This is a genomic window from Brachybacterium sp. AG952 (assembly GCF_004362645.1).
Lineage (GTDB): Bacteria > Actinomycetota > Actinomycetes > Actinomycetales > Dermabacteraceae > Brachybacterium > Brachybacterium conglomeratum.
In genome coordinates this window covers 591,599-612,593 of sequence record NZ_SNXV01000002.1, presented here as the reverse complement: position 1 = coordinate 612,593, position 20,995 = coordinate 591,599, and the positions used below count along the sequence as shown (strand labels likewise).

Below are 20,995 nucleotides of genomic sequence, written 5' to 3'. Positions count from 1 at the left end.
ACCCCATGCCATCCACCGAGGACACCGAGGACGACATCCTCGCCCGCTTCCGCGAGATGACCGCAGGCCTGAACCACGAGGTGTTCGGCGACGCGACGACACCCGTCGACCGCCGCCGCCCGCAACCGTCCACGGGCAAGGTCCTCACGGTCCGCGTCGACCTCCACCGCTCCTCTCCGCCGATCTGGCGGCGCCTCGAGCTGCGCAGCGACCTCTCCCTCGAGGACGTGCACACCGTACTCCAGACCGCCTTCGACTGGGCGGGCTACCACTCGTGGCGCTTCGCGGCCGGCGGCGCCCCGTTCGACGACGGGGCTCAGCAGTTCCTGTGCGAGTTCGACGTCGAGGACGGTGAGGACCCGGATGGGATCCCCGCCGGCGAGGGCCGCTCGGCGAGCTGCTCCAAGCCGCAGGCGACACCCTGGAGTACCTCTACGACTACGGCGACGGCTGGGATCTCGGGATCGTCGTCGAGTCCGTGCGAGAGGCGGGGGAGGGCGACGCCCCGGCCCGGGCCACGGGCGGGAGCCGCGCAGCACCGCCCGAGGACTGCGGCGGCCTGCGGGACGAGGAGGACCTGAAGACCCTCCTGGAGGACCCGGCGTTCTTCGACGTCGCGGCCCTGGACCTGGAGCTCTGGTCGGGCACGACGATGCTGACCGTCCCGGAAGACGACGTCGTGCCCGCGCTCCTCGTCGAGCCGTTGACGTTGGTCGGCCGCGCCCGCGCCGGCCAGGACCTGATGGACCGAGCTCTGCTGCTCGGCGCCCCGCTCGCCCTGCTCCCGGACAGCGCAGTCGAGTCGGCCTTGCGTGCCCTGACCTGGTTCCTCGATCGGGCCGGCGCCGAGGGCGGCCTCCCGCTGACCGGCGCCGGCTATCTCCGTCCTGCCGACGTCGAGGCCGCGAGCGCGGTCCTGCCGCAGATGGCGGACTGGATCGGCATGAACGACCGCGAGGTCCACGCCGTTCCGCTGCAGATGTTCCGGACCTCCCTGCAGCGCGCCGGGATCCTGCGGAAGCACAAGGGCGCCCTCCTGCTCCCCCGACGCGCCAGGGCGTACTACCGGGCCGGCAATGTGCGAGAGCTCTTCCTGGGCTCCCTCGTCCCGAGTAGGTACGAGACCGAGGAGCTCGCCCAGGTGGTGCTCCTGACCTACGTCGCGACGATGAAACCGGGACTGCCGCTGCCGATGGTCGAGATCGCGCGCGTCCTCACCGCGATCATCGGACCGAGCGAGTCCGGCCCCGTCACGGCCGGCGAGATCCTCGACCTGCCTGCCTGGCATCTGCTCGCCAACACCGGCACCGTGACCTCGCGGCTCAGCGAGCGGGGCTTCTGCTTCTCCCCGGAGGCGACTTCCCTTGCCCGTGAGGCGCTGACCCGCTGAGCCGCGGTGTCGGGTCAGGGGGCCGGCGAAGCGGATCGTGTAGATGCAGGTCAACGGCCAGAACGCGGTCGCCCTGCGAGAGGGCGAAGCGGTGGCGGCCTCAGCGACCCAGCAGCCGGGCGAAGAAGCCCTTCTCCGGGGCCGCCTCGGCGTGGCCGGGGCAGCGGTCGGCGGGGCGGACGTCCTTCATGACCTGGTCGACGTGCTGGCCGCAGCCGGCCCAGGTGGTCTTGCCGCAGGTGTTGCAGGTGGTGGCTCGGCACATGGCGTGCTCCTTCGGTGAGAGGGGTGTGAGCGGGGTGCGGGGCACGGTCCGGCGCGCCCCGCGGAGGGGGAGGCCGCCCGGCACCGGAGCGGCGGGCTCCGGCGCTGGGCGGGTGACCTCGGCGGGTGGCCTCAGCGCGCCGCGACGACGCCGGGCACCAGGGCGGTCTCGACGGTGGGGGAGTCGGCCGTGCGGTTCCACGGCATCCTGGCGAGCACCGCGGCCATGGCGCAGGTGTCGCTGAGCGCCGAGTAGGTGAGCCCTGCGCCGATCGCGCCCGCGACCAGGCCCAGGCGCCGGTGGACCAGCTGCCCGGCGAGGGTGCCGGCGAGCACCAGGGTGCCTGCCGTCATCCGCACCTGGCGGTCCATCGCCCAGCGGCCGCCGCTGCGGTTCACGCCGCCCACGGCGTCCTGGTAGGCGGCGATGCCGCCGTCGAGCACGTCGATGCCCTCCAGGCCGGACTGCTGCAGCGCCTCACAGGCCTTCCCGGCGCGGGCGCCGGAGCGGCACACCAGCACCACGTGCTCGCCCATGCGGCCGGCGAGCGTGTCGGTGTGGGCGGTGAGCAGATCCAGCGGCACGTTGTGGGAGCCGGGGATGTGGACGGTCTCGAACTCGCCGGGGGTGCGCACGTCGATCACCATCAGCTCGGGGTCCGTGCTGAGGCGGTGGGCGAGCTCGGCAGGGGTCACGGTGCGCGTGGTGGGGGTGGCGGTCATCGGGCGTCCTCTCCGGCGGTCCCCAGGTCGTTCTGTGCGGCGGCCCAGCGGGACCAGCCGGCGTAGCTGCCCTCCAGCTCCACCACGTCGTAGCCGGCGCGGCGCAGAGCGGCCGCGGCCACGGAGTTGCGCAGCCCGGACTGGCAGAAGGTGATCAGGCGCCCGGCGTCCTTCGCGGGCAGGTCGCCGGGGTGGAAGAGCACCTTGCCGGCGGAGAGCTGGTCGGCGTCGTCCACCGTGCCGGCGGCGTGCTCGGTGCGCGTGCGCACGTCCAGCAGGTGCGCATCCGGCTCCTGCGCGCGCAGCGCGGCGAGGTCCGCCGGGGCCACGGTGGCGGGGGCGGACAGCTCCAGTCCGTCCAGGGAAGGGATGTAGCCGGTGAGCGCGTCCACGCCCACCCGCACGAAGTGGTCGCCGTAGGCGGCGGCGGTGGCCGCGTCGGGCGCGAGCACCACCAGCTGGGCGTCGTCGGCCTCGGGGTCGAAGGCCCAGCCGATGTGGGTGGCGGCCTTGCCGAGGGAGGGGATCGACAGCGCGCCGGGCACCGTGCCCGCATGCACCTCCGCCACGGGACGGGTGTCCACCAGGGCGAGGGAGCCGTCGGCGAGGCCGCCGGAGAGCTCCTCGGTCGCCACCTCGCGCGGGGCGGGGCGCTCGCCCAGCAGGGCGGGGCCGTCGGTGTTCTGCCGCTTCATGCGGGCGAAGTAGGCGTGGGCGTCGGGCTGGCCGTCCAGCAGCTCGTCGATGAAGCCCTGCTCGTCGTCGTTCTCCAGGAACGGACCCCACCAGGCGAACCTCCGCTCGTAGCCCACCGTGGTGGAGGGCAGCGCGCCCAGCGCCTTCCCGCAGGCGGAGCCGGCGCCGTGGCCGGGGAACACCTGCACGTGATCGGGGAGGGTGAGGAACGCGCTCTTCAGGGAGGCGAACAACTGCTTCGCGCCGGCGAAGCGGGTGTCCTCCATCCCCACGGCCTCGTCCAGCAGGTCCGGGCGGCCCAGGTCCCCGGAGAACACGAAGTCGCCGGTGAGGAAGTAGCCGGGCTCGTCGGCGAAGGCGCCGTCGGTGACCAGGTAGCTGAGGTGCTCGGGGGTGTGCCCCGGGGTGTGGCGGGCAGTGACGGTGATGTTGCCCAGCCGGATCGACTCGCCGTCGTGCAGGCGCTCGGCCTCGAAGCCGTACTGCCAGTCCTCGCCGCCCTCGCCGGAGACGTACGCGGTGGCGTCGGTGGCGGCGGCGAGCTCGCGGGTGCCGGAGAGGAAGTCGGCGTGGATGTGGGTCTCGGCCACGGCCGTGATCGTCATGCCGTGGTGGGCGGCGAGATCGAGGTAGACCTGGATGTCGCGCCGCGGATCGACCACCAGCGCTTCCTTCTGCGCCTGACAGCCGATGAAGTAGCCAGCCTGGGACAGGTCCTCGTCATAGATCCGTTCGAGAAGCATCGTTCCTCCAGTGGGTGTGCGGGATGGACAGCGGATGGGATACCCCCGAGGGTATCAGGTACCCCGGGGGGTATGCGAGGCGGGTCGGGCGGTGCGCAGCGGACAGGACGACACCGGCATCCAGCATCCGGCGGCGAGCAGGGCGAGAAGCGCCACGACTCCGCCGACGACGGCGCCGGCGGCGCCCGGGAGCTCCTGCACGAGGACGAGAGCCCCCATCGCGAGCACGAACACCCCGAAGCCCGTGCGCAGCGCCCGCTCGGGGAGATGGCCTGCCGCTCGCGCGCCGAGCAGGGAGCCGAGCACGGCCGCCAGCGTCACCCCGCCCACCAGGGCCCAGTCCAGCGAGACGGAGGTGAGATAGCCGGCGAGTCCTGCGAACGACTTCATCGCGATGACCACCAGCGACGTGCCCACGGCGACCGGCATCGGCAGTCCGGCCAGCAGCGCCAGCGCGGGCACCACCAGGAAGCCGCCGCCCGCGCCGACGAGCCCGGTGGCCAGGCCCACCGCGAGCCCCTCGAGCACGATCCTGCCCGCGGACGGCTCCCGGCTCGGCCCCTCCTCCGCGGGCGCGCCCCGCCGGCCCCGGAGCATCGCGACCGACGTCGCGATCATCATCAGTGCGAACGCGACCATCAGCACCGTGCTCGGGATGTGTCCGCCGAGGAGCCCGCCCAGGAAGGCCCCGGCCGTCCCGGCGGCCCCGAAGCTCACCCCGGTGCGCCACCGCACCCGGCCGGCGCGGGCGTGACTGACGGCGCCGACGGCCGAGGTCACGCCGACCACGACGAGCGAGGCGGCGATCGCCTCCTTGGCCGGAAGCCCCGCCACGTAGGCGAGGATCGGCACCGTCAGGATCGAGCCCCCGCCGCCGAGCAGCCCCAGGGAGACTCCGATGAGCACGGCCAGCAGCAGGGTGAGCGCGAGGGTGGGTGTCACGAGGGGCCTTTCGGGAGGTGGGTCGGAGGCTCGCGGCGCGACCGCCTCCGTCGCCGAGACTGCCATATACCCCGGGGGGGGTATGCAAGACACCCCTGGGGGTATAATCTGGGGTGTGTGGACCGACCCGAGGAGAGCGCCATGGACCTGAACCCCGATGACATGACACCTGTGATCAACCGCCTCAAGCGCGCCCAGGGGCAGCTCGCGGCCGTCACCCGGATGATCGAGGAGGGCAAGGACTGCAAGGCCGTCGTCACGCAGCTCTCCGCCGTCTCCAAGGCGCTGGACCGCGCCGGCTTCGCGATCATCGCCAGCGGCATGGAGCAGTGCATGACCAGCCCGGAGAAGGACCTGGACCGCAAGGAGCTCGAGAAGCTGTTCCTCACGCTCGCATGAGAGGCGGGGCGCGGCGCGCAGTCGCCCGGTGCCCCGCAACGCCCCATCGGCAGCCGCTCCGGGATCGCCTCGCCGTCCTCCCGCTGTGCCGGATGCCGACATCGCCTCGGAGCGCCGCGTCGGGGAGCGGCGGCCGACGTGCTCTCCCCGGGATCAGCCCTCCCTCACTCCTCCTCGTCCTCGTCGCTCTCCACGTTCCACCAGGCGCCGCAGTCCTCGCACGCCCGGTCGCTGAAGACCAGGACGCACCCCTGCCAGTGGACCCACGGCGGATCCTCCTCGGCGAGGCGCGGGTCCGGACCGCCGAGCGGATGGTGGGTCACCTGGCCCGACCCGCACACGGGGCAGGTGCCGCGCGGCTGGTCGTACGGCTCCGGCGGCTCGTCGCCGAGGATCGTGATCATGGGGTGAGAGTAGGGCGGGGATCCGACAGATCATCGTCCCCCACCCGACCGGCGCACTTCCCGACGAGAACGGGAACACGGCGAACCACACCGCGGCCCGCACGATTCCGGACGAGGGTTGCATATCCGCCAACCAAGAGGCGTAGATTGCAACGGGCGATCGACTCCCGGCGCCCCGCAGTGCAGCGGCCCGCCGGGGCCGGCATCCCTGTCATCTCCTCGTGATCGGCTAGGCCCCATGACGACCGGCTCCACGGAGACCGCCGCGGAGGATACGTTCCCCGTCCCCACCGGCGCGCCGCCCGCCCCCGCGGAGGTGCGCGAGCCCGCCGAGAGGCCCCTCGGCCGCGCAGCCCTGCTGCTGCACGGCGTCGGACTGATCCTGATCGGGCTGAACCTGCGCATCGGCGTCGCCGCGATCGGACCGGTGATCGGCGAGATCCGTGCCTCGCTGGGCCTGTCGGCGACCGTCGTGAGCCTGCTGACCACGATCCCCGTGTTCGTGTTCGGGGCGTTCGCGTTCCTCACCCCGGGCCTGACCCGGCGGCTCGGCATGCACCGACTGCTCGGGCTCGTGCTGCTGGTCCTCGCGACGGGGAACCTGCTGCGGCACGAGCCGAGCATGACCGCCCTGTTCGCCGGCACCGTGCTCGTCGGCTCCGCGATCGCGGTGGGGAACGTCGTGATGCCCGCGGCGATCAAGCAGGACTTCGCCCACCGCGCCGGGCTGATGATGGGCCTGTACACGATGTCGCTGTTCGTCGGCGCGGCCTTCGCCTCCGGGCTGACCGCGCCGCTGCTGCCGGTCCTCGGCGGCAGCTGGCGCGCTGCGCTGGCGATCTGGGCGCTCCCGGCCGGACTGGCCCTTCTCGTGTGGCTGCCGCAGCTGCTCCGCTCGCCCGGACGCCTGCGCTCCGGCAGCGCGGTCGCCGACGCCCCGGTCGACCACGGCCGCTCGCCGCTGCGAGCGCTCCTCACCGACCCCACCGCCATCGCCGTCACCGGGTTCATGGGGCTGCAGAGCGTCAGCTACTACACGACGGTGACCTGGGTGCCGACCATCCTGCAGGACGCCGGGATGGACGTCACCGCCGCCGGCGGCATGATCGCCTTCTCCGCGTTCCCGGCAGCGCTCGCCGCCCTGCTCGCGCCGACCCTCGCGGCGCGGATGCGGCCGACGTGGCTGCCGCCCGTCGTGGCCGTGCTGCTCCTCGCCGCCGCCTATCTCGGGCTGATCATCGCACCCGCGAGCGGAGCCGTGGCGTGGATGACGGTGCTGGGCCTCGGGCTCGGCGCCTCGATCAGCCTCTCGCTGACGTACATCGTGTGGCGCTCGCCGACCACGCACCTCACCGGCCAGCTCTCGACGGTGTCGCAGGGCTTCGGGTATCTGGTCGCCGGGTTCGGCCCGCTCGGCATCGGCGCGCTCCACGGCGCGACCGACAGCTGGACCCTGCCGCTGATCGTGCTGTGCGTGGTGCTGGTCGGGCAGCTCGTCGCCGGGGTCGTCGCCAGCCGGCCCGTGCACATCAGCCCTGCTTGAACTCCAGCACTCGCTCCTGACCCTCGCCGTTGGTCGCCCAGGAGGGATCGCCGGGCATGACCGCGAGCGGATCCCGTTCCCGGGGGCTGCGGCTCACGTCCGGTGCGGCCAGGCTGCGGCGCAGGGCCTCGTCGATCGTCACCCGCGTCGCATGGCCGTCCGGCAGCAGCTCGGAAAGCCATCGCTCGTCCCGCGCGACCATGTCTTCGCGCAGGCTCTCCATCAGCGCGGTGACCGTGGGGGCGGGGATGTCGGAGAGCCACGATCCCACCGCCGTGACCAGGGCCTGGGGCATCACCGGTACCGAGAACCCGGGCCGTTCCTGGTCCGTGAGCTCGAGGACCTTCTGGACGAGCTGCGGATAGGCGATGACCTCGCCCCCGCCGATGTCGTACACGCCGTGGGCGCTCTCGGTGGTCACGGCCGCCCGGATCGCGGCGACGGCGTCGACTACGGCGATCGGCTCGACCAGATGGTCCATCCAGTCCGGGAACACGGTCACCGGGAGGCGGTGGGCCAGCTGGGTCATCAGCTCGAAGCTGGTCGAGGCCGCGCCGAGCACCACTGCGGCCCGCAGGCCCACGAAGCGGCACCGCGCCGCGGAGAGCTCCTCCTCGACCTCGAGACGGGAGGCCAGGTGCTCGGAGAGCTCCTCGCGGGGGATGTCCGGGATGATGCCCGAGAGGTAGACCAGGGCCTTCACCTCGGACGCGTCGACGGCGGCGCGCACGCGCCGGGCGGCGGCGCGATCCACCTTCCGGAAGTCGTCTCCTCCCATGCCGTGGACCAGGTAGACCACTGCCTCCAGCGCCGGGTCCGCGGCGATCGCGGCACGCACGGAGTCGTCCTCGGTCGCATCCAGCTCGACCCTGTCAACGGCGTCGCCCCACCAGAAGGCGTCGAGCTTGTGCAGATCCCGGGCCCCGGCGACCACCTGGTGTCCGTCCTCCAGCAGTGCGGGGATCAGCCGGCTCCCCACATACCCCCCGGCTCCGATGACGAGAACGCGCATGATCTACCTCCGTGTCCGTGCTCCCGTGCCGCGAGCCGTGCCTCAGGTGTATACGAGCCGGCGCCCTCGAGCAAGACCCGCCTCGCCCCGGCGCGGCGAGCGGCCTCGTACGCTAGGCGCATGAGCCCCGATCGTCCCGCCTCCCGTCCCGGCGCGTGGTGGGTGGCCGGCCTCGCCGTCGTGGTGGCTGCGCCGCTCCTGGCCGCGTCGCTGCGCGCCGAGGGCGGGGGGCCGGGGACCGTCGCCGGCTGGGCACTGGGAATCGCCCTGACCTGGACCGTCGGCGGGCTGCTGATCATGCGCCTGGCACCTTCGGATCTCGCCGGCCGGGCCCCGGGGCGCGCACCGAGGGTCGCGGTGGCCGCCGCGGGCGTCGGCCTGGCCGCGGCCTCGCTGGCGGGCGGTCTGGTCCTGGCCGGTATCCCGGCCACTGCCCCGTCGGTGGCCGGCCCCGTCGCCGCAGCGGCCGACGGACGCTGGGGTGTGCTCGCGGTCGCGCTGGTGGCGGGCGCCGCCGAAGAGGTGTTCTTCCGCGGCGCGCTGCCTCGGCTGCTCACCGGCTCGGCCCGCTGGGTGGTCCCGACCGCGGTGTACGCCCTCGTCACGCTGTGCACCGGCAGCCCTGCTCTCGCGGTGATGGCCCTTCTGCTGGGACCGGTGGCGATGTGGGCCCGCGAGACCTCCGGCTCACTCGCCGGGGCGCTCTTCGTCCACGCCCTCTGGACGCTCACCATGGTGGGACTGTTCCCCGCCGTCGTCGTCCGTGTCGGCATCGCGGGCTGAGGCGTCCAGCCGCTCGAGGCGAGCGAGTCGGTCCGCGGCCTGACGGCGGCGCTCGTCCTCGGGGCGCTCCCACCATGCGGGGCCGCGCTCTCCGAGGCCTTCCTTCGCGAGCTGGACGCGGTCTCGAGCTGAGCGGACGCTCGCCGGGTCGTCGTCGTGGCCGGCGCGCCCGATCTGGGAGCGGGCTCTGCCCAGATGGCTCTTCAGCGCCCGGACCACGTCGGCGTCCAGCGCCGGGTCCGTGCGTCGCCATCTCCGTCCCCGGATGACCAGGTAACGGTCGTCGTCCTCCGTATCGTCCACGTCAGGCCTCGCCTCGTCGCTGCGGTTCATCCCACCCACTCCAGGAACTCCTCCGCCGTGATCACCGGCTTCTCCCACCTCGCCGCGTTCTTCGCCTTGCTCGACTGCGAGCCGGCCTCGGCGACGACCAGCACGTCCGTCCGGGTCTTGGTGAGGGTCGGGACGGCCCGGAGCCCGCGCGCCTCGGCCATGGCGTGCAGCTGCTCCTTCTCCAGCCAGCCGTGCCGGGGCGAGTGGACGGTGCCGGAGAAGCACACCCGCGCCCCCGGCACGAGCACGTCGGCCGCAATGGTCGGGCCTGTCGCCTCGAAGCCCTCGGGCAGCACCCGCACCCCGAAATGCTCCTCGACCCCGCGCAGGCGCTCGAGGACCTCCTGATCGGGGGAGAGGACCCGCTGCCAGGTCCCCTCGAGCAGGTGGGCGAGCACCTCGGCGGCGTCGTCCTGCGCGCCGAGGTTCCCGCCGACGACGAAGCCCGTCGGGGCGCTGGTCCCCGTCGGCCCCGTCGTGCGGGCGAGCAGATAGCCGTGCCCCGCCACGACCTGCCGGAACGCCATCCCGTTGCCGGGCAGCTCCTGTCCCGCGGCCCGCACGCGCCGCACCGCGTCGCGCACCGCCCGGGCCCGCTCGAGCGCTGTCGGCGCGTTCAACCGGGCGCGCTCGCCGGCGCCGAGCAGACTGCCCGGGACCTCGAGCCCGAGCGGCACCGGCTCGACGATCCCGTTGCGCTTGAGCTCGAAGTCGACGTGGGCGAGCTGACGGTCGATGTGCACGCCGACGGGCACCCGCCCGGCCAGCAGCGCCGACAGCGCCGGCCACGCCTCCGTCAGCAGCGGCGCGAGCTGCACGTCCCGCGTGGTGATCCCGAACTCGTCCCGTGCGGAGAACAGGTCGGAGGTGGGGTTCACGACGGTGGAGACCTCGTCGCCGTCGTCGGTGACCACCGCGATCTCCACCGGCCGTGGCCGCCAGCGGTCCCCGGTCGTGCCGACCGTCAGCACCGACAGGTACGCCTCGCCGAGCGTCTCGGTCCCGGACGTGCCGCTCGCGAGATAGCGCCGCACGCGCTGATCGGTCTTCAGGTCCCGCGGGAGCACCTCGCGCTTCAGCACCAGCCCCTCGAGGCTCGTGCACCGCGACAGCGCCACGTACAGCTGGCCGTTGGCGAAGGTGCCGCCGGTGAGGTCCACGACCACCCGGTCCAGGGTCTGTCCCTGCGACTTGTGGATCGTGATCGCCCAGGCCAGCTTCATCGGCAGCTGCGTGAACGTGCCGATCACCTGATGCACCAGCGCACCGCCCTCGACGCTGGGGCGCGTGATCTCCCAGGTGTGCTCGCGCACCTGCTCGGTGCGGCCGTCGCGCAGCAGCACGGTGACCACGGTCCCGTCGGAGTCGGCGCCGATCGCGGTGATCCGGCCGAGCGTCCCGTTGACCCAGCGATCGAGAGGGTCGTTGTTCAGCAGCATCACCTGCGCGCCCACCGCGATCCGCAGCGTCTCCTCGGTGGGCTTCTCGAATCCGTCGGTGTCCCCGCTGGTCTGCGCGGTGAAGGTCTGCACCGGGGCGGGCAGGCGCTCGAGCATCTGCCGGTTCCGCGCGCCGACGATCCGGTTGGTGGTGGCGAGGGTCAGCCAGAACTCGTCCAGCCCGGGCTCGAAATCGGGATGCGTCCGACGGTTCAGCTCGCCCCGCGCCTCCTCCAGCAGCGTCCCTTCCCGCACCGCGTTCAGCAGGTCCACGAGCTGGTCATCGCCCTGCTGGCGGAACACGGTCGACAGCTCCACCACTGGGAAGGTGTCCTCGTCGAAGGAGTGGGCGGAGAAGAAGAACGGGGTGCCGTAGCGCTCCTCGATCCAGCCCGCTTCGTGATCGGTCACCACCGGCGGCAGCTGGTACAGGTCGCCGACGAGCACCAGCTGCACCCCGCCGAAGGGCGTGCCGGGCCGGGGTCCGTACAGCTCGAGCGCCGCGGTGAGCGCATCGAAGAGGTCCGCCCGCACCATCGACGCCTCGTCGATGATCAGCGTGTCCAGCTCCTTCAGCGCCTTCGCGAAGCGTCCCGGGTAGTAGGAGCCGCCGCGCACCTGCTCCTCGGTGACCCCGAGCGGGAAGGAGAACAGGCGGTGGATCGTGTACCCGTCCACGTTCAGCGCCGCGATGCCGGTGGGTGCGACGGTGATCGTGGAGCGGTCGGTCTGCTCGAGATAGTGCCTGATCAGCGTCGACTTGCCGGTGCCGGCCTTGCCGGTGAGGAACAGGTGATGGCCGGCGTGCAGATGCTCGAGCGCGGCGGCGAACTCGTCGGTGATCACCAGCGGGGGCGACGACGTCTCGGCGGATGCGGAGGCTGCCGACGGGGTAGCGGGCGCGGGCTGCGCCGGCGGCTCAGTGATCATGGGAGGGGCCGGTGCCGCGGAGGGCGCGGGCCGGGCCGACGAAGCGCAGGGTGCCGCCGATGCCTCGGCCTCCAGCCCCATCGCCGCTCGGTACTGCGCCACGAGCTCGGCCTTCAACCGCCCACGGTCGCCGACGGGGATGCCCTGCTCGCGCGCCCACGCCCGGATCGCGGTGGGGGATAGGTCCACCTCCGGGGCAGCCGGCACCGCTCGGCGCGGCATCGCCGCAGACGATGACGTGGGCCTGAGCGCACTGCTGGGCGAGGACGGGACCGGCGGGGAGGCCTGCGCTGCGGGAGCCGGGCGCGCAGACTGCGGCATCGCAGTCCCCGTCGGCCCCTGCGGAGGAGCCGGCGCCGGGGGCGTCCGGCCCGCCACTCCACCCCGCAACGCCCGCGAGGCGGTCAGCGGGGCGTCGTACCCCGTCTGCCGGTCCATCGCGAGATACCGCTCGAGCAGCCCGGCCGCCGCATAGGCGTCACCGAGCGCGGAGTGCGCCTGCTGATGCGTCACCCCGAGCGCCGCGCAGCACTCGGCGAGCGTGCGCCGCCGCAGGTGGGGAAGGTAGACGGTGCTGCCCTGCAGCGTGCAGTAGGTGGACACCTGCGGCATCGGCAGCGAGGCCCGGGCGAACTCCGCCTGGAGGAAGGCGAGGTCGAACTCGGCGTTGTGCGCGACGAGCACCAGTCCCTGCAGTGCGGTGCCGATCTGGACGGCGAGGTCCGCGAAGCGCGGGGCGCCGGCGACGTCCGCGTCGGTGATGCCGTGGATGTGCGTGGCGCGCACCGGCCCGCCCGGGTGGAAGCGCGTCACCCACTGGTCGATCGGCCGGCCCTGCTCGTCGGCGCGCAGGATCGCGAGCTCCAGGACTCGCTCACGCTCCGGATCCAGTCCCGTCGTCTCCACGTCGATCACCGCGAAACGAGGAGCCCCCGACGGGGTGGGAGGCGGCGTCGCGGACGACGCCGAGGCGCGGCCGCGGAAGCGATCGAGCAGTCCCACGAGGATCCTCTCCGGGCAGGGATGGTGATCGCTCGATCATCTCAGGGACCAGGGACAGAGGAGGCGCTGTCCGTGTGGGGACCATCGATGATTCGTCCGTCCCCACCTGGCGCTATCTTCGATCTCGTCACCGCGGCGCACCGGCGCCGCCGGGGGAGATGAGGAGAAGAAGTTGGACGCATCGGTATCGGCGATCACGTCGTGGACCTTCGTCGAGGAGTGCCCGATCCCGCAGGACGTCACCGCCCTGCTCGTGCCCGAGGAGCGGGCGATCGCGGCGTACAAGACGTTCCGCGACTCGGCCGTGTTCACCACGAAGCGGCTGATCGTGCGCGACGCCCAGGGGATCCGAGGCAAGAAGGTCGAGATCTACTCGCTGCCCTACTCCGCGATCAACATGTGGTCCTCGGAGAACGCCGGCACCCTCGACCTCAACGCCGAGATCGAGCTGTGGACCCGCGCGGGCCGGATCAAGATCGCCGTCGGCAAGCACATCGACGTGCGCCGACTCGACCTGCTGATCGCGAACGCGGTGCTGCGCTCGTCCTGAGCGCGGCGGGACGGTCGGTGGGTCGAGGCCCGGCTCGCCGCCCGTCGAAGGGAACGCCGTCGCTGGCGCGAGAGCTGCTGGGAGTGGTCGAGGTCGAGCGCACCAGGGGTTCCGGGGAGACGTACACCGTCATCGAGTACTCGGCGCAGGTGCAGGAGCTTCTTCTGGCGCTGTACCGGGACGGGAACCTCTGACCCCCCGCGTGGCCTCGTCCACATAGCGATTGGGATAATCCCAATCGGGGCGTACGGTAGAGGCATGACGACGATCGGCGGCCGTGTCGGTGCGGCGATGCACGGCGCAGGGATGCAGCAGAAGGAGCTCGCCCAGCGCGTCGGGATGACTCCCGACGCGCTCTCCCGTGCGCTCCGCGACCAGCGAGGCTTCGCTGCTGTCGAGCTCGCCGCCATCGCAGAGGTGCTGGATGCGGACGTGCACGAGCTGATCACCGGGGCGCCGGATCCTCATCGCCTTGTGCTCGCCGCGCGCCATTCCTTCGACCACGACACGGGGGCGCGCAGCGTCGCCGGCCTCGACGAGGACCACTCCCTGCTCGCCGACGTGCGGCTCGCCTACGCGCAGATCTCGCCGGTGCGAGCGCCTCTCGAGCTCCCGTCGGACGTCGAGGGGATCCGGCGCCTTCTCCATCCCGATTTCGTGCGGCCGTTCGTCGATCGTCTGGCGGAGATCGAGGTCGACGTGGTCCGGATCGATGGCCCCAGTACCGCCTATTCGTTCCTCGTCGAGGAGCGGGCGGTCATTCTGCTGCCCGAGAGCGGCAACTGGTTCCACGAGAACTGGTCGCTCGCCCATGAGCTGGGACATCTCGCGCTCAGGCACGAGGGCGTCGTCCCGGGCACCGCGCTCGCCGATGTGAAGGAGCGTGAGGCGAACGCCTTCGCCGCCGAGCTGCTGCTGCCTGCCGTCACACTGCAGCAGATCGACTGGGCAGAGATCCGTCCTGCAGAGGTCGCCGAGCTCGTCTGGACCTGGGGCATCTCCACCGGTGCTCTGTCACGGAGGCTGAAGAAGCTGGAGCTCACCCCGTCGGCCGAGGTCGCCGAGGTCCTGACGTGGAGCACGCAGAAGCTGCTGCGCCGACATTGGACCGGGGCGAAGGTCGGCGATCCCATCACCCGGCGCATGCGGGACGCGGGGGAGCGACACTTCCCGACCTGGCTCCAGGAGGCGCACCTCGAGCAGATCGCGGAGGGTGCTGTCGGCAAGGGGACGCTCGCGTGGATGCTCGGCGTCCCCGTGACGTCCCTCGAGGTGGACGAACCGGCGGCCGCCGAGGAGCTCTCCGACGACGCGCTCGCCGCGCTGATCGGCTGATCACCGGTGACCGACGCGCCCCTGCTGTTCTTCCACGACACGTCGGTCCTCGTGAACTTCCATCGCCCAGGGCTGATCCCTGTGCTCGGACCGCTCCTGCGCGAGAACGTCCGCTGGACGGGGTCGATTCGCACCGAGTGTGCGAGGAAGGAGCAACAGCTGGAGCTGCCCGGACTGGTCGACGCTGCGGATCGCCTCCTGGGAGAGCCGCTCCTGCCTGAACCCTCCGAGCACCTCTCGATCCGACAGCTCCGCCGCCAGATGGCATCGCCGGGAGACCACCCCCAAGAGCATCTGGGCGAGGCCGAGTCGATCACGCTCATCCAGAAACGGAGGCTCCGCGCGGTATTCGTGACGGACGACCGCGCGGCCATGTCCTGGGCGAAGCCGATCGAGTGCGTCGGAACATGGCGTCTGCTCCGTCTGGCTCGCAGGAGGGGCCTCGTCACGATGGAAGAGGCGAAGGCGCTCTGGCAGGAGTTCGTCGGCGCGGGCGGGACGCCACCGTCGACGATCCGTACGCTGAGTCAGTTCGTCGCCACGTACGAGTGACCACGAGCGATGCGCGGCGTTTGTACAGCCCGTCGCCGGCCTCCCGGATCCCGTCGGTCCCACGCCGTATCGTGACGCTGTACTCGACGAGGGGAGCAGCGATGGCGGCGAAGAAGAGCGCACAGGTGGAGACCAAGGGCGGCGGGCTGAAGAAGGCGATCTCCTTCCTCGGCATGGCCACGCCGTTCGTGATCCGGCTGGTTCAGATACTGAGGGACAACCCCGAGGTCTGGGACTACGTGAAGGAGCAGCTCGAGAAGCTGAGGCGCCACGACAAGGCCACGCCCGAGGCGATGCTCGCGACGCTCGATGCCCTCCGCGAGCAGGTCACGCTGCTGACCGAGTCGGCCGATGACGAGCAGGAGGCCGCGAAGGCGGCCGCTTGGTCCGCGAAGCTCGACTCCGCCTCGCGCGCTGCGCAGCTCCTGGCCGCTCCGGGCTCGACCGCCAAGCAGCGCAAGACCCTGAAGAAGCAGATCGACTCGCTGCGCCAGGACATCTTCGCCGCCTACGTCACCGAACTCGACGAGGACGCCAAGTCCGCGAAGAAGTGACGGCCCCCGGGCCGGAGACGCAGCCGTCTCGAGAGGCAGCAGCGTCCCGGTCTCCTCGTGCACCGAATTCCCGCACAGGAACGGGAAGTTCAGGGTGCGCTGATAGTCCTTGAGCTGCTCGAACTCGCCGCGGAGGAACAGGTCGCCGCCGTCGAGGACGAGCACGTTCTCCTCCTCGGCCCGGGACTGGTCGGTGAGCGTCGAGTACGTCGCGACGTTGTTCTCGTGACGACGGCCGTCGGCGGGGCATGCGCACCCCTAGCATGGCCGGCGATGACCTCCGACTCCGCCCGCCTCTCCCAGCTCCTCGCCTCGCTCGACGGCCGCGGCTACGGCTCCTACAAGCAGCTGCGCGGCAGCTACGATCTGGGATCGTGCCGGCTCGTGATCGACCACGTGCAGGCCGACCCCTTCGCGCCGCCCTCGCTGATGCGCCTGGTCGTGGACCGGGCCGCGGCAGGCTTCCCGGAGGACCTCCTCGCCGACCGGCACGGACGCGTCGCGACCTCTGACTTCCTGGCGCGGGCGCTCGCCGAGGCCGCCTCGCACAGCGGCGAGCGGGTCAGCGTCGGCGCCCCGGGGCAGGAGGTGCTCGAGCGCACCACCATCGCCTTCACCGAGGACGGGATCGAGGCGCGCCTCGCGGCCGAGCTGCCCGCCTCCGGTCGCCGCATCCAGGGCCGACGCGCCGCGCGCCTGCTGACCGAGGACCTGCCCCGGGTCGCCGAGGCCGTCCTGTTCCACGCCCGCCACGACGCGGAGGCGCTGCGCGCCCATGTCGCCCTCCACCGCGACCAGGAGGCGCTGCGCGACCGGCTCGCCGCACGGGGGCTCGTCGCCTTCGTCGGCGACGGCGCGATCCTGCCCCGCCGTGCCGGGGACTCCGACCTGCCGCTCACCGAGGGCGCGATCCCCTTCGAGAGTCCGGCCTCGCTGCGCGTCGAGATCGACCTGCCCAGCGGCCGACGGGTCAGCGGGATGGGCATCCCCGAGGGGGTCACCGTCATCGTCGGCGGCGGTTTCCACGGCAAGTCCACGCTGCTGCGCGCCCTCGAGCGCGGCATCCACCCGCACGTGGCGGGCGACGGCCGCGAGTGGGTGATCACCCGGGCCGATGCCGCGGCGATCCGCGCCGAGGATGGCCGCGCCGTGACCGGCGTCGACATCTCTCCGTTCATCAGCGGGCTGCCCTCGGGGACCGACACCCGCTCTTTCACCACCTCGAACGCCTCGGGCTCCACCTCGCAGGCCGCGTCCCTCGTCGAAGCGGCCGACGCCGGCGCGTCGGCGCTGCTGATCGACGAGGACACCTCCGCCACGAACTTCATGCTCCGCGACGCGAGGATGCGCGCGCTGATCCCCGCCGAGCGCGAGCCGATCACCCCGTTCGTGGACCGCGTCCGGCCCCTGCGCACCGAGCGCGGGGTCTCCACCGTGCTCGTCGCGGGCGGCTCCGGCGCCTTCTTCGACGTCGCCGACCACGTGATCGCGATGGACTCCTACGTCCCCCGCAACGTCACCGCCGAGGCCCGCGCCCTCGCCGAGGAGGCACCGCGCGCGACCGGTCCGGTGTTCACCGCGCCGCGGCCCCGGATCCCGGACCCGGCCTCCCTCCGCCCGGCGGGCGCCCGCAGGCCCGCCTCCGCTCGCGGCCGCGACACGATCCGGCTCGGCCGCGAGCACCTCGACCTCTCCGCCGTCTCCCAGCTGCTCGCTCCCGCGCAGACCCAGGCCGTCGCCCACGCTCTGGACCGCCTTGCGGACCTGCTCGCCGAGGACGGCCCGCTCCCGCTCGAGGACGCGGTCCAGGTGCTCGTCGACCGGATCGAGCACGGCGGCCTCGAGACCCTCTCGCCCCACCGGGGCCACCCCGGACATCTCGCCCGGCCCCGCGCGCTCGAGATCCACGCCGCAGTGAACCGGTGGCGGCAGCTGCGGCTGGCCTGACCGCTACGGCGCCACGTTGAGGGTGCGGCGGAACATGTTCCCCGGGTCGTAGACCTGCTTGACCCGCTGCAGGCGCCGGTAGGTCTCCGCCCCGTACGCCTCGCGGGTCACCTCGGGCACGGGCCGGGTCCGCTCGATGGAGCGGAAGTTGACGTACTCGCCGCGCTCCCGCAGCCGGGCGAGCTCGGCCGCGGCCCGCTCGGCGAAGGCGCGGAAGCGGGCGTCCTCCCCGGGGTCCTGCCAGGCGAGATGGATCGAGACCATGAGGCGCCCGCCGCGGTGCGGGAAGGCGGTCGCCCCCTCCGGCACGCGGGCGAACGCCCCGCCGAGCAGATGCAGTTCCAGGCTTGCGCCCGGCCCGGGCAGCGCCTCGGCGACGGCGGCGAGAGCGTCGAGCACCTCCTCGTCCAGGCGGCGGAAGCTCGCGTTGCGCCACAGCCCGCGCGCCCCCGTCGGCACCGCCTCGCTGCGCGCACCCTGCCAGGCCTCCCAGCTGACAGGCCCGCTGAGCTCGCGGTCCGGCGGCAGCGCGCGGCGCAGCGCACCGATCAGCGTCTCGCCGCGGGCGTGGTCCTCGTCGATCCAGACGCTGTGGATCGCGAGCCACGGGTCGTCCCCGAGCCCGTCCTCGGGCGGAGGCGACGCGATCGAGACCACCGCGGCGAGCTCGTCGGGCAGGTCGCGGCTCCAGCGCTCGAAGGCGCCGAGCGCGCGCCGCCACTGCGCCCGTCGGTAGTACAGGCTCGCTCCGAGCACCGTCTCCGGCGTCGGCACGGCCCGGTAGGTGAACGCGGTGACCACGCCGAAGTTCCCGCCCCCGCCGCGCAGGGCCCAGAACAGGTCCCGGTGCTCCTCCTCGCTCGCGCGCACTCGTCGGCCGTCGGCGAGGAGCACGTCGGCGGCCTCGAGCCGGTCCAGGCTGAGCCCGGCCTTCCGCGACAGCCAGCCCACCCCGCCGCCGAGGGTCATCCCGGCGATGCCGGGGGAGGGGACGGTGCCCAGCGGCACCGCGAGCCGGTGCGGCGCGGTCGCGGCGTCTACGTCCCCGACCCGCGCCCCGGGCGCGGCCGTGACCAGGTGCGTCGCGGGGTCGATGGCGACCTCCCGCAGCGCGCCGAGATCCAGCACGATCCCATCGTCGACGGTGCCGAGCCCCGCGACGGAGTGCCCGCCGCCGCGCACTGCGAGCGGCAGCCCCGTCTCCCGCACGGCCTCCAGCACGGGCAGGGCGTCGTCGATCGTCGCGGCGCGCACCACCAGATAGGGGAAGCGCTCCTCGCGTCCGTTCCACACCGCCCGCGCCGCGTCGTAGTCCGGATGGCCGGGCACCACCACCTCGCCCGCGACCCGGTCGCGCAGCCGGTCCAGGGCCGCGCGCGATTCCGGGATCGGATCCTCGCCCGTCTTCCATGTCATGGCTTGGCGACCTCCTGGAATGGTGGGCGAACAGGCCGCCCACGACCAAGGAAGGGTGCCGGGACGCATCGCCCGGGCACCCTCCGTGGACTGTGCCTGACCAGCGGGCGTGCCGCCCGTCGGCAGGCGGGTGGAGCTGATCTCGACGGTACTGCGCGGCGAGGAGTAGGGCAACGGGCCTCCCGCTCGTGGTGCCTGGGCACGTCGACGCCTATGACCGCGCCGACGCGGCCGATGCTCATCCCGGCCGCGCGAGGTGGCAGGCTGGGCACACCCGCCCCACCCCGGACGAAGGAGCACCATGTCCGTCCCCCATCTGCTCGACCACATCGTCATCGCCGGCCCCGACCTCGCCGAGACCGTCGAGTGGTTCCGCGAGCTCACCGGCGTCACCCCCGCACCCGGCGGCAGTCACCCCACCGGCACCGCGAACGCCCTGGTCGCCCTCACCGTCGGCGGCGAGCGACGCCCGCACTACATCGAGCTGATCGGCCCCGACCCGGAGCGCGAGGGGGAGGAGCTGCCGAAGACCTTCAGCATCAACCGGCTGAAGCACCCCACCCTGATCACCTACGCCGTGCACCCCGAGGGCATCGACCAGGTCGCCGAGCGCTCCCGCGCCGCCGGCGTCGATCCCGGCCCCGTGGAGGACCTCTCTCGCACCACCGCCGACGGCGAGCTCCTGCAGTGGCGGCTCACGCAGGCCCGCGCCCCGCGCAACTACGGCGTGCCCTTCCTCATCGACTGGGGCACCACCGAGCAGTCCGGCCTCACCGACCTGCCCACGATCGAGCTGGTCTCCTTCGAGCGCATCGAGGTGAGGCCCGAGCCGCTGCAGAAGGCGCTGGCCGCGCTCGACCTCGGCGACGGCGTCGCTCCGGTCCACGAGGGTCCCGGCTCCCGCTTCGTGCTGCAGCTGCGCACCGAGGACGGGCGCGAGATCGAGATCTGAGACGGTCGACGGCCGCCCCGGCATCGTCCCGCCGCGGGTACGTGCCGCATCTGGTCAGGTGATGGCGTATGGCGTACCGCTACGCCTATATAGGCGTACTGGTACGCCACACGCCAGTACTCGACCATGGCTCGAGGACCAGGGCGCGAGGAACGGGGCTCGAGGCCCAGGGTGCGAGGACCGGGGCTCGAGGCCCAGGGTGCGAGGCGCCGGGCTCGCAGCTGCGGCCACGAGCCGAGGCGCGCGCGGCACCGGAAGCACAGGCACGCGGCTCGGAAGCAGTGGGCCGGGCCTGCACGGCACTGCCCCCCCCGCCCGATCAGGACGCGCCGTCATTCCTGCCGTGCCGGATCTCGGCCCTCCTGCGGCGCCCGCCGGCGGGCGCCACCTCGACCGCTCGGCCCGGAATCTTGCCGTCCCCGGTGCCTCTGATTAGCGTGCCGAGCAGTGACCGCGGTCCGCGGACCTCGCGGATCGCACAGGTCATCGACAAGGAGGACCTCTCATGAACGACACCGTCACCGTCCCCGATCCGGCCGGATCCACGCGCACCGGGCGCGAGAACGCCGAGCAGGGCTTCCTCGCCCCCGCCGCACTCACCAAGAATCTCCAGGCCGTCCTGGTGGACCTCACGGCCCTGCACCTGGTGGGCAAGCAGGCGCACTGGAACATCGTGGGCCCGAACTTCCGTGACCTGCACCTGAACCTCGACGAGGTGGTCGCCATCGCCCGCACGAGCGCCGACGACGTCGCCGAGCGCATGCGCGCCCTCCACGCCGCGCCCGATGCCCGCCCGGCGGTGGTCGCCGAGCAGAGCACGCTGCCCGAGTTCCCCCAGGGCGAGGTGCTCACGCACGATGCGATCGACCTGATGACTGCGTCCATCGAGGGGACCGTGGGCACGATGCGCTCGGTCCACGACGAGGTGGACGAGGCGGATCCCACCTCCGCGGACATCCTGCACGGGATCATCGAGAAGCTCGAGCAGCAGGCCTGGTTCCTCAGCGCGGAGACCCGCACCCCGAAGGAGCGCTGACCCTCACGTAGTCGGCGATCGCCACCGGCACGGCGCGCCGTCATCATGGA

At 72.6% G+C, this 20,995-nt stretch carries 20 protein-coding genes and 1 pseudogene; 13 read left to right on the top strand and 8 right to left on the bottom strand.

Annotation, left to right across the window (positions count from 1 at the left end; translation table 11 throughout):
• Nucleotides 1-5 precede the first annotated feature (5 nt).
• Together DEU31_RS17315 and DEU31_RS08205 are read left to right on the top strand one after the other, a co-directional pair.
• Nucleotides 6-299: pseudogene (locus DEU31_RS17315) on the top strand (hypothetical protein); the annotation flags it as partial.
• Nucleotides 300-397: 98 nt separating this feature from the next.
• Nucleotides 398-1,390: a plasmid pRiA4b ORF-3 family protein gene (locus DEU31_RS08205; RefSeq protein WP_133676784.1), complete on the top strand. Its 993-nt coding sequence runs from the start codon at nt 398-400 to the stop codon at nt 1,388-1,390.
• Nucleotides 1,391-1,490: 100 nt separating this feature from the next.
• Here DEU31_RS08205 and DEU31_RS16790 read toward each other — a convergent pair whose 3' ends face one another.
• The 4 genes from DEU31_RS16790 to DEU31_RS08190 all read right to left on the bottom strand — a co-directional run bounded on the left by DEU31_RS16790 (nt 1,491) and on the right by DEU31_RS08190 (nt 4,758).
• On the bottom strand, nt 1,491-1,655 hold the full coding sequence (locus DEU31_RS16790) for a hypothetical protein (RefSeq protein WP_166649429.1): 165 nt from the start codon (nt 1,653-1,655) through the stop codon (nt 1,491-1,493).
• A 131-nt stretch (nt 1,656-1,786) separates the two neighbouring features.
• Nucleotides 1,787-2,377, bottom strand: a complete 591-nt coding sequence (locus tag DEU31_RS08200; protein WP_133676759.1) for a rhodanese-like domain-containing protein — start codon at nt 2,375-2,377, stop codon at nt 1,787-1,789.
• On the bottom strand, nt 2,374-3,816 hold the full coding sequence (locus tag DEU31_RS08195; RefSeq protein ID WP_133676758.1) for an MBL fold metallo-hydrolase: 1,443 nt from the start codon (nt 3,814-3,816) through the stop codon (nt 2,374-2,376). Before DEU31_RS08195 ends, DEU31_RS08200 begins: the two co-directional genes overlap by 4 nt.
• Nucleotides 3,817-3,870: 54 nt before the next feature.
• Entirely contained in the window at nt 3,871-4,758 is an 888-nt protein-coding gene (locus DEU31_RS08190; RefSeq protein WP_133676757.1) for a sulfite exporter TauE/SafE family protein, read from the bottom strand.
• 141 nt (nt 4,759-4,899) lie between these two features.
• On the opposite strand from DEU31_RS08190, the gene DEU31_RS08185 reads away from it, so the two are divergent.
• A complete protein-coding gene (locus DEU31_RS08185; RefSeq protein ID WP_133676756.1) occupies nt 4,900-5,157 on the top strand; it encodes a metal-sensitive transcriptional regulator in 258 nt (85 codons plus the stop codon).
• A gap of 164 nt (nt 5,158-5,321) precedes the next feature.
• Here DEU31_RS08185 and DEU31_RS08180 read toward each other — a convergent pair whose 3' ends face one another.
• Entirely contained in the window at nt 5,322-5,561 is a 240-nt protein-coding gene (locus DEU31_RS08180; RefSeq protein ID WP_133676755.1) for a hypothetical protein, read from the bottom strand.
• A gap of 238 nt (nt 5,562-5,799) precedes the next feature.
• On the opposite strand from DEU31_RS08180, the gene DEU31_RS08175 reads away from it, so the two are divergent.
• Complete coding sequence (locus DEU31_RS08175) at nt 5,800-7,104, top strand: MFS transporter (protein WP_133676754.1); 1,305 nt, start codon at nt 5,800-5,802, stop codon at nt 7,102-7,104.
• Here DEU31_RS08175 and DEU31_RS08170 read toward each other — a convergent pair.
• Nucleotides 7,091-8,116: an NAD(P)H-binding protein gene (locus DEU31_RS08170; RefSeq protein ID WP_133676753.1), complete on the bottom strand. Its 1,026-nt coding sequence runs from the start codon at nt 8,114-8,116 to the stop codon at nt 7,091-7,093. The two genes, DEU31_RS08175 and DEU31_RS08170, sit on opposite strands and share 14 nt — an antisense overlap.
• A gap of 120 nt (nt 8,117-8,236) precedes the next feature.
• Between DEU31_RS08170 and DEU31_RS08165 the strand changes: the two genes are divergently transcribed.
• Nucleotides 8,237-8,899 carry a CPBP family intramembrane glutamic endopeptidase gene (locus DEU31_RS08165; RefSeq protein WP_133676752.1) on the top strand — a complete coding sequence of 221 codons (663 nt, stop codon included), beginning with the start codon at nt 8,237-8,239 and terminating at the stop codon, nt 8,897-8,899.
• A gap of 329 nt (nt 8,900-9,228) precedes the next feature.
• On the opposite strand, the gene DEU31_RS08155 is transcribed toward DEU31_RS08165, so the two are convergent.
• On the bottom strand, nt 9,229-12,603 hold the full coding sequence (locus tag DEU31_RS08155) for an exonuclease domain-containing protein (RefSeq protein WP_133676751.1): 3,375 nt from the start codon (nt 12,601-12,603) through the stop codon (nt 9,229-9,231).
• Nucleotides 12,604-12,775: 172 nt separating this feature from the next.
• Between DEU31_RS08155 and DEU31_RS08150 the strand changes: the two genes are divergently transcribed.
• From DEU31_RS08150 to DEU31_RS08130, 6 genes are all read left to right on the top strand, one after another.
• Nucleotides 12,776-13,153 (top strand): PH domain-containing protein, encoded by a 378-nt coding sequence (locus tag DEU31_RS08150; RefSeq protein WP_062948362.1) that lies wholly within the window; start codon nt 12,776-12,778, stop codon nt 13,151-13,153.
• A 17-nt stretch (nt 13,154-13,170) separates the two neighbouring features.
• Nucleotides 13,171-13,347: a hypothetical protein gene (locus DEU31_RS16785; RefSeq protein ID WP_157998635.1), complete on the top strand. Its 177-nt coding sequence runs from the start codon at nt 13,171-13,173 to the stop codon at nt 13,345-13,347.
• Between the two features lie 64 nt (nt 13,348-13,411).
• Entirely contained in the window at nt 13,412-14,488 is a 1,077-nt protein-coding gene (locus DEU31_RS08145) for an XRE family transcriptional regulator (RefSeq protein ID WP_133676750.1), read from the top strand.
• A gap of 6 nt (nt 14,489-14,494) precedes the next feature.
• A complete protein-coding gene (locus DEU31_RS08140; protein WP_133676749.1) occupies nt 14,495-15,040 on the top strand; it encodes a hypothetical protein in 546 nt (181 codons plus the stop codon).
• A gap of 101 nt (nt 15,041-15,141) precedes the next feature.
• The gene (locus DEU31_RS08135; RefSeq protein WP_133676748.1) at nt 15,142-15,594 is read left to right on the top strand and encodes a hypothetical protein; all 453 of its coding nucleotides are present in this window, start codon (nt 15,142-15,144) and stop codon (nt 15,592-15,594) included.
• Between the two features lie 273 nt (nt 15,595-15,867).
• Nucleotides 15,868-17,541 carry an ABC-ATPase domain-containing protein gene (locus DEU31_RS08130; RefSeq protein WP_133676747.1) on the top strand — a complete coding sequence of 558 codons (1,674 nt, stop codon included), beginning with the start codon at nt 15,868-15,870 and terminating at the stop codon, nt 17,539-17,541.
• 3 nt (nt 17,542-17,544) lie between these two features.
• Here DEU31_RS08130 and DEU31_RS08125 read toward each other — a convergent pair whose 3' ends face one another.
• Entirely contained in the window at nt 17,545-18,957 is a 1,413-nt protein-coding gene (locus tag DEU31_RS08125; protein ID WP_133676746.1) for an FAD-binding oxidoreductase, read from the bottom strand.
• A gap of 301 nt (nt 18,958-19,258) precedes the next feature.
• On the opposite strand from DEU31_RS08125, the gene DEU31_RS08120 reads away from it, so the two are divergent.
• The gene (locus DEU31_RS08120; RefSeq protein WP_133676745.1) at nt 19,259-19,909 is read left to right on the top strand and encodes a VOC family protein; all 651 of its coding nucleotides are present in this window, start codon (nt 19,259-19,261) and stop codon (nt 19,907-19,909) included.
• Between the two features lie 505 nt (nt 19,910-20,414).
• Entirely contained in the window at nt 20,415-20,945 is a 531-nt protein-coding gene (locus tag DEU31_RS08115) for a DNA starvation/stationary phase protection protein (protein ID WP_126985007.1), read from the top strand.
• Nucleotides 20,946-20,995 lie beyond the last annotated feature (50 nt).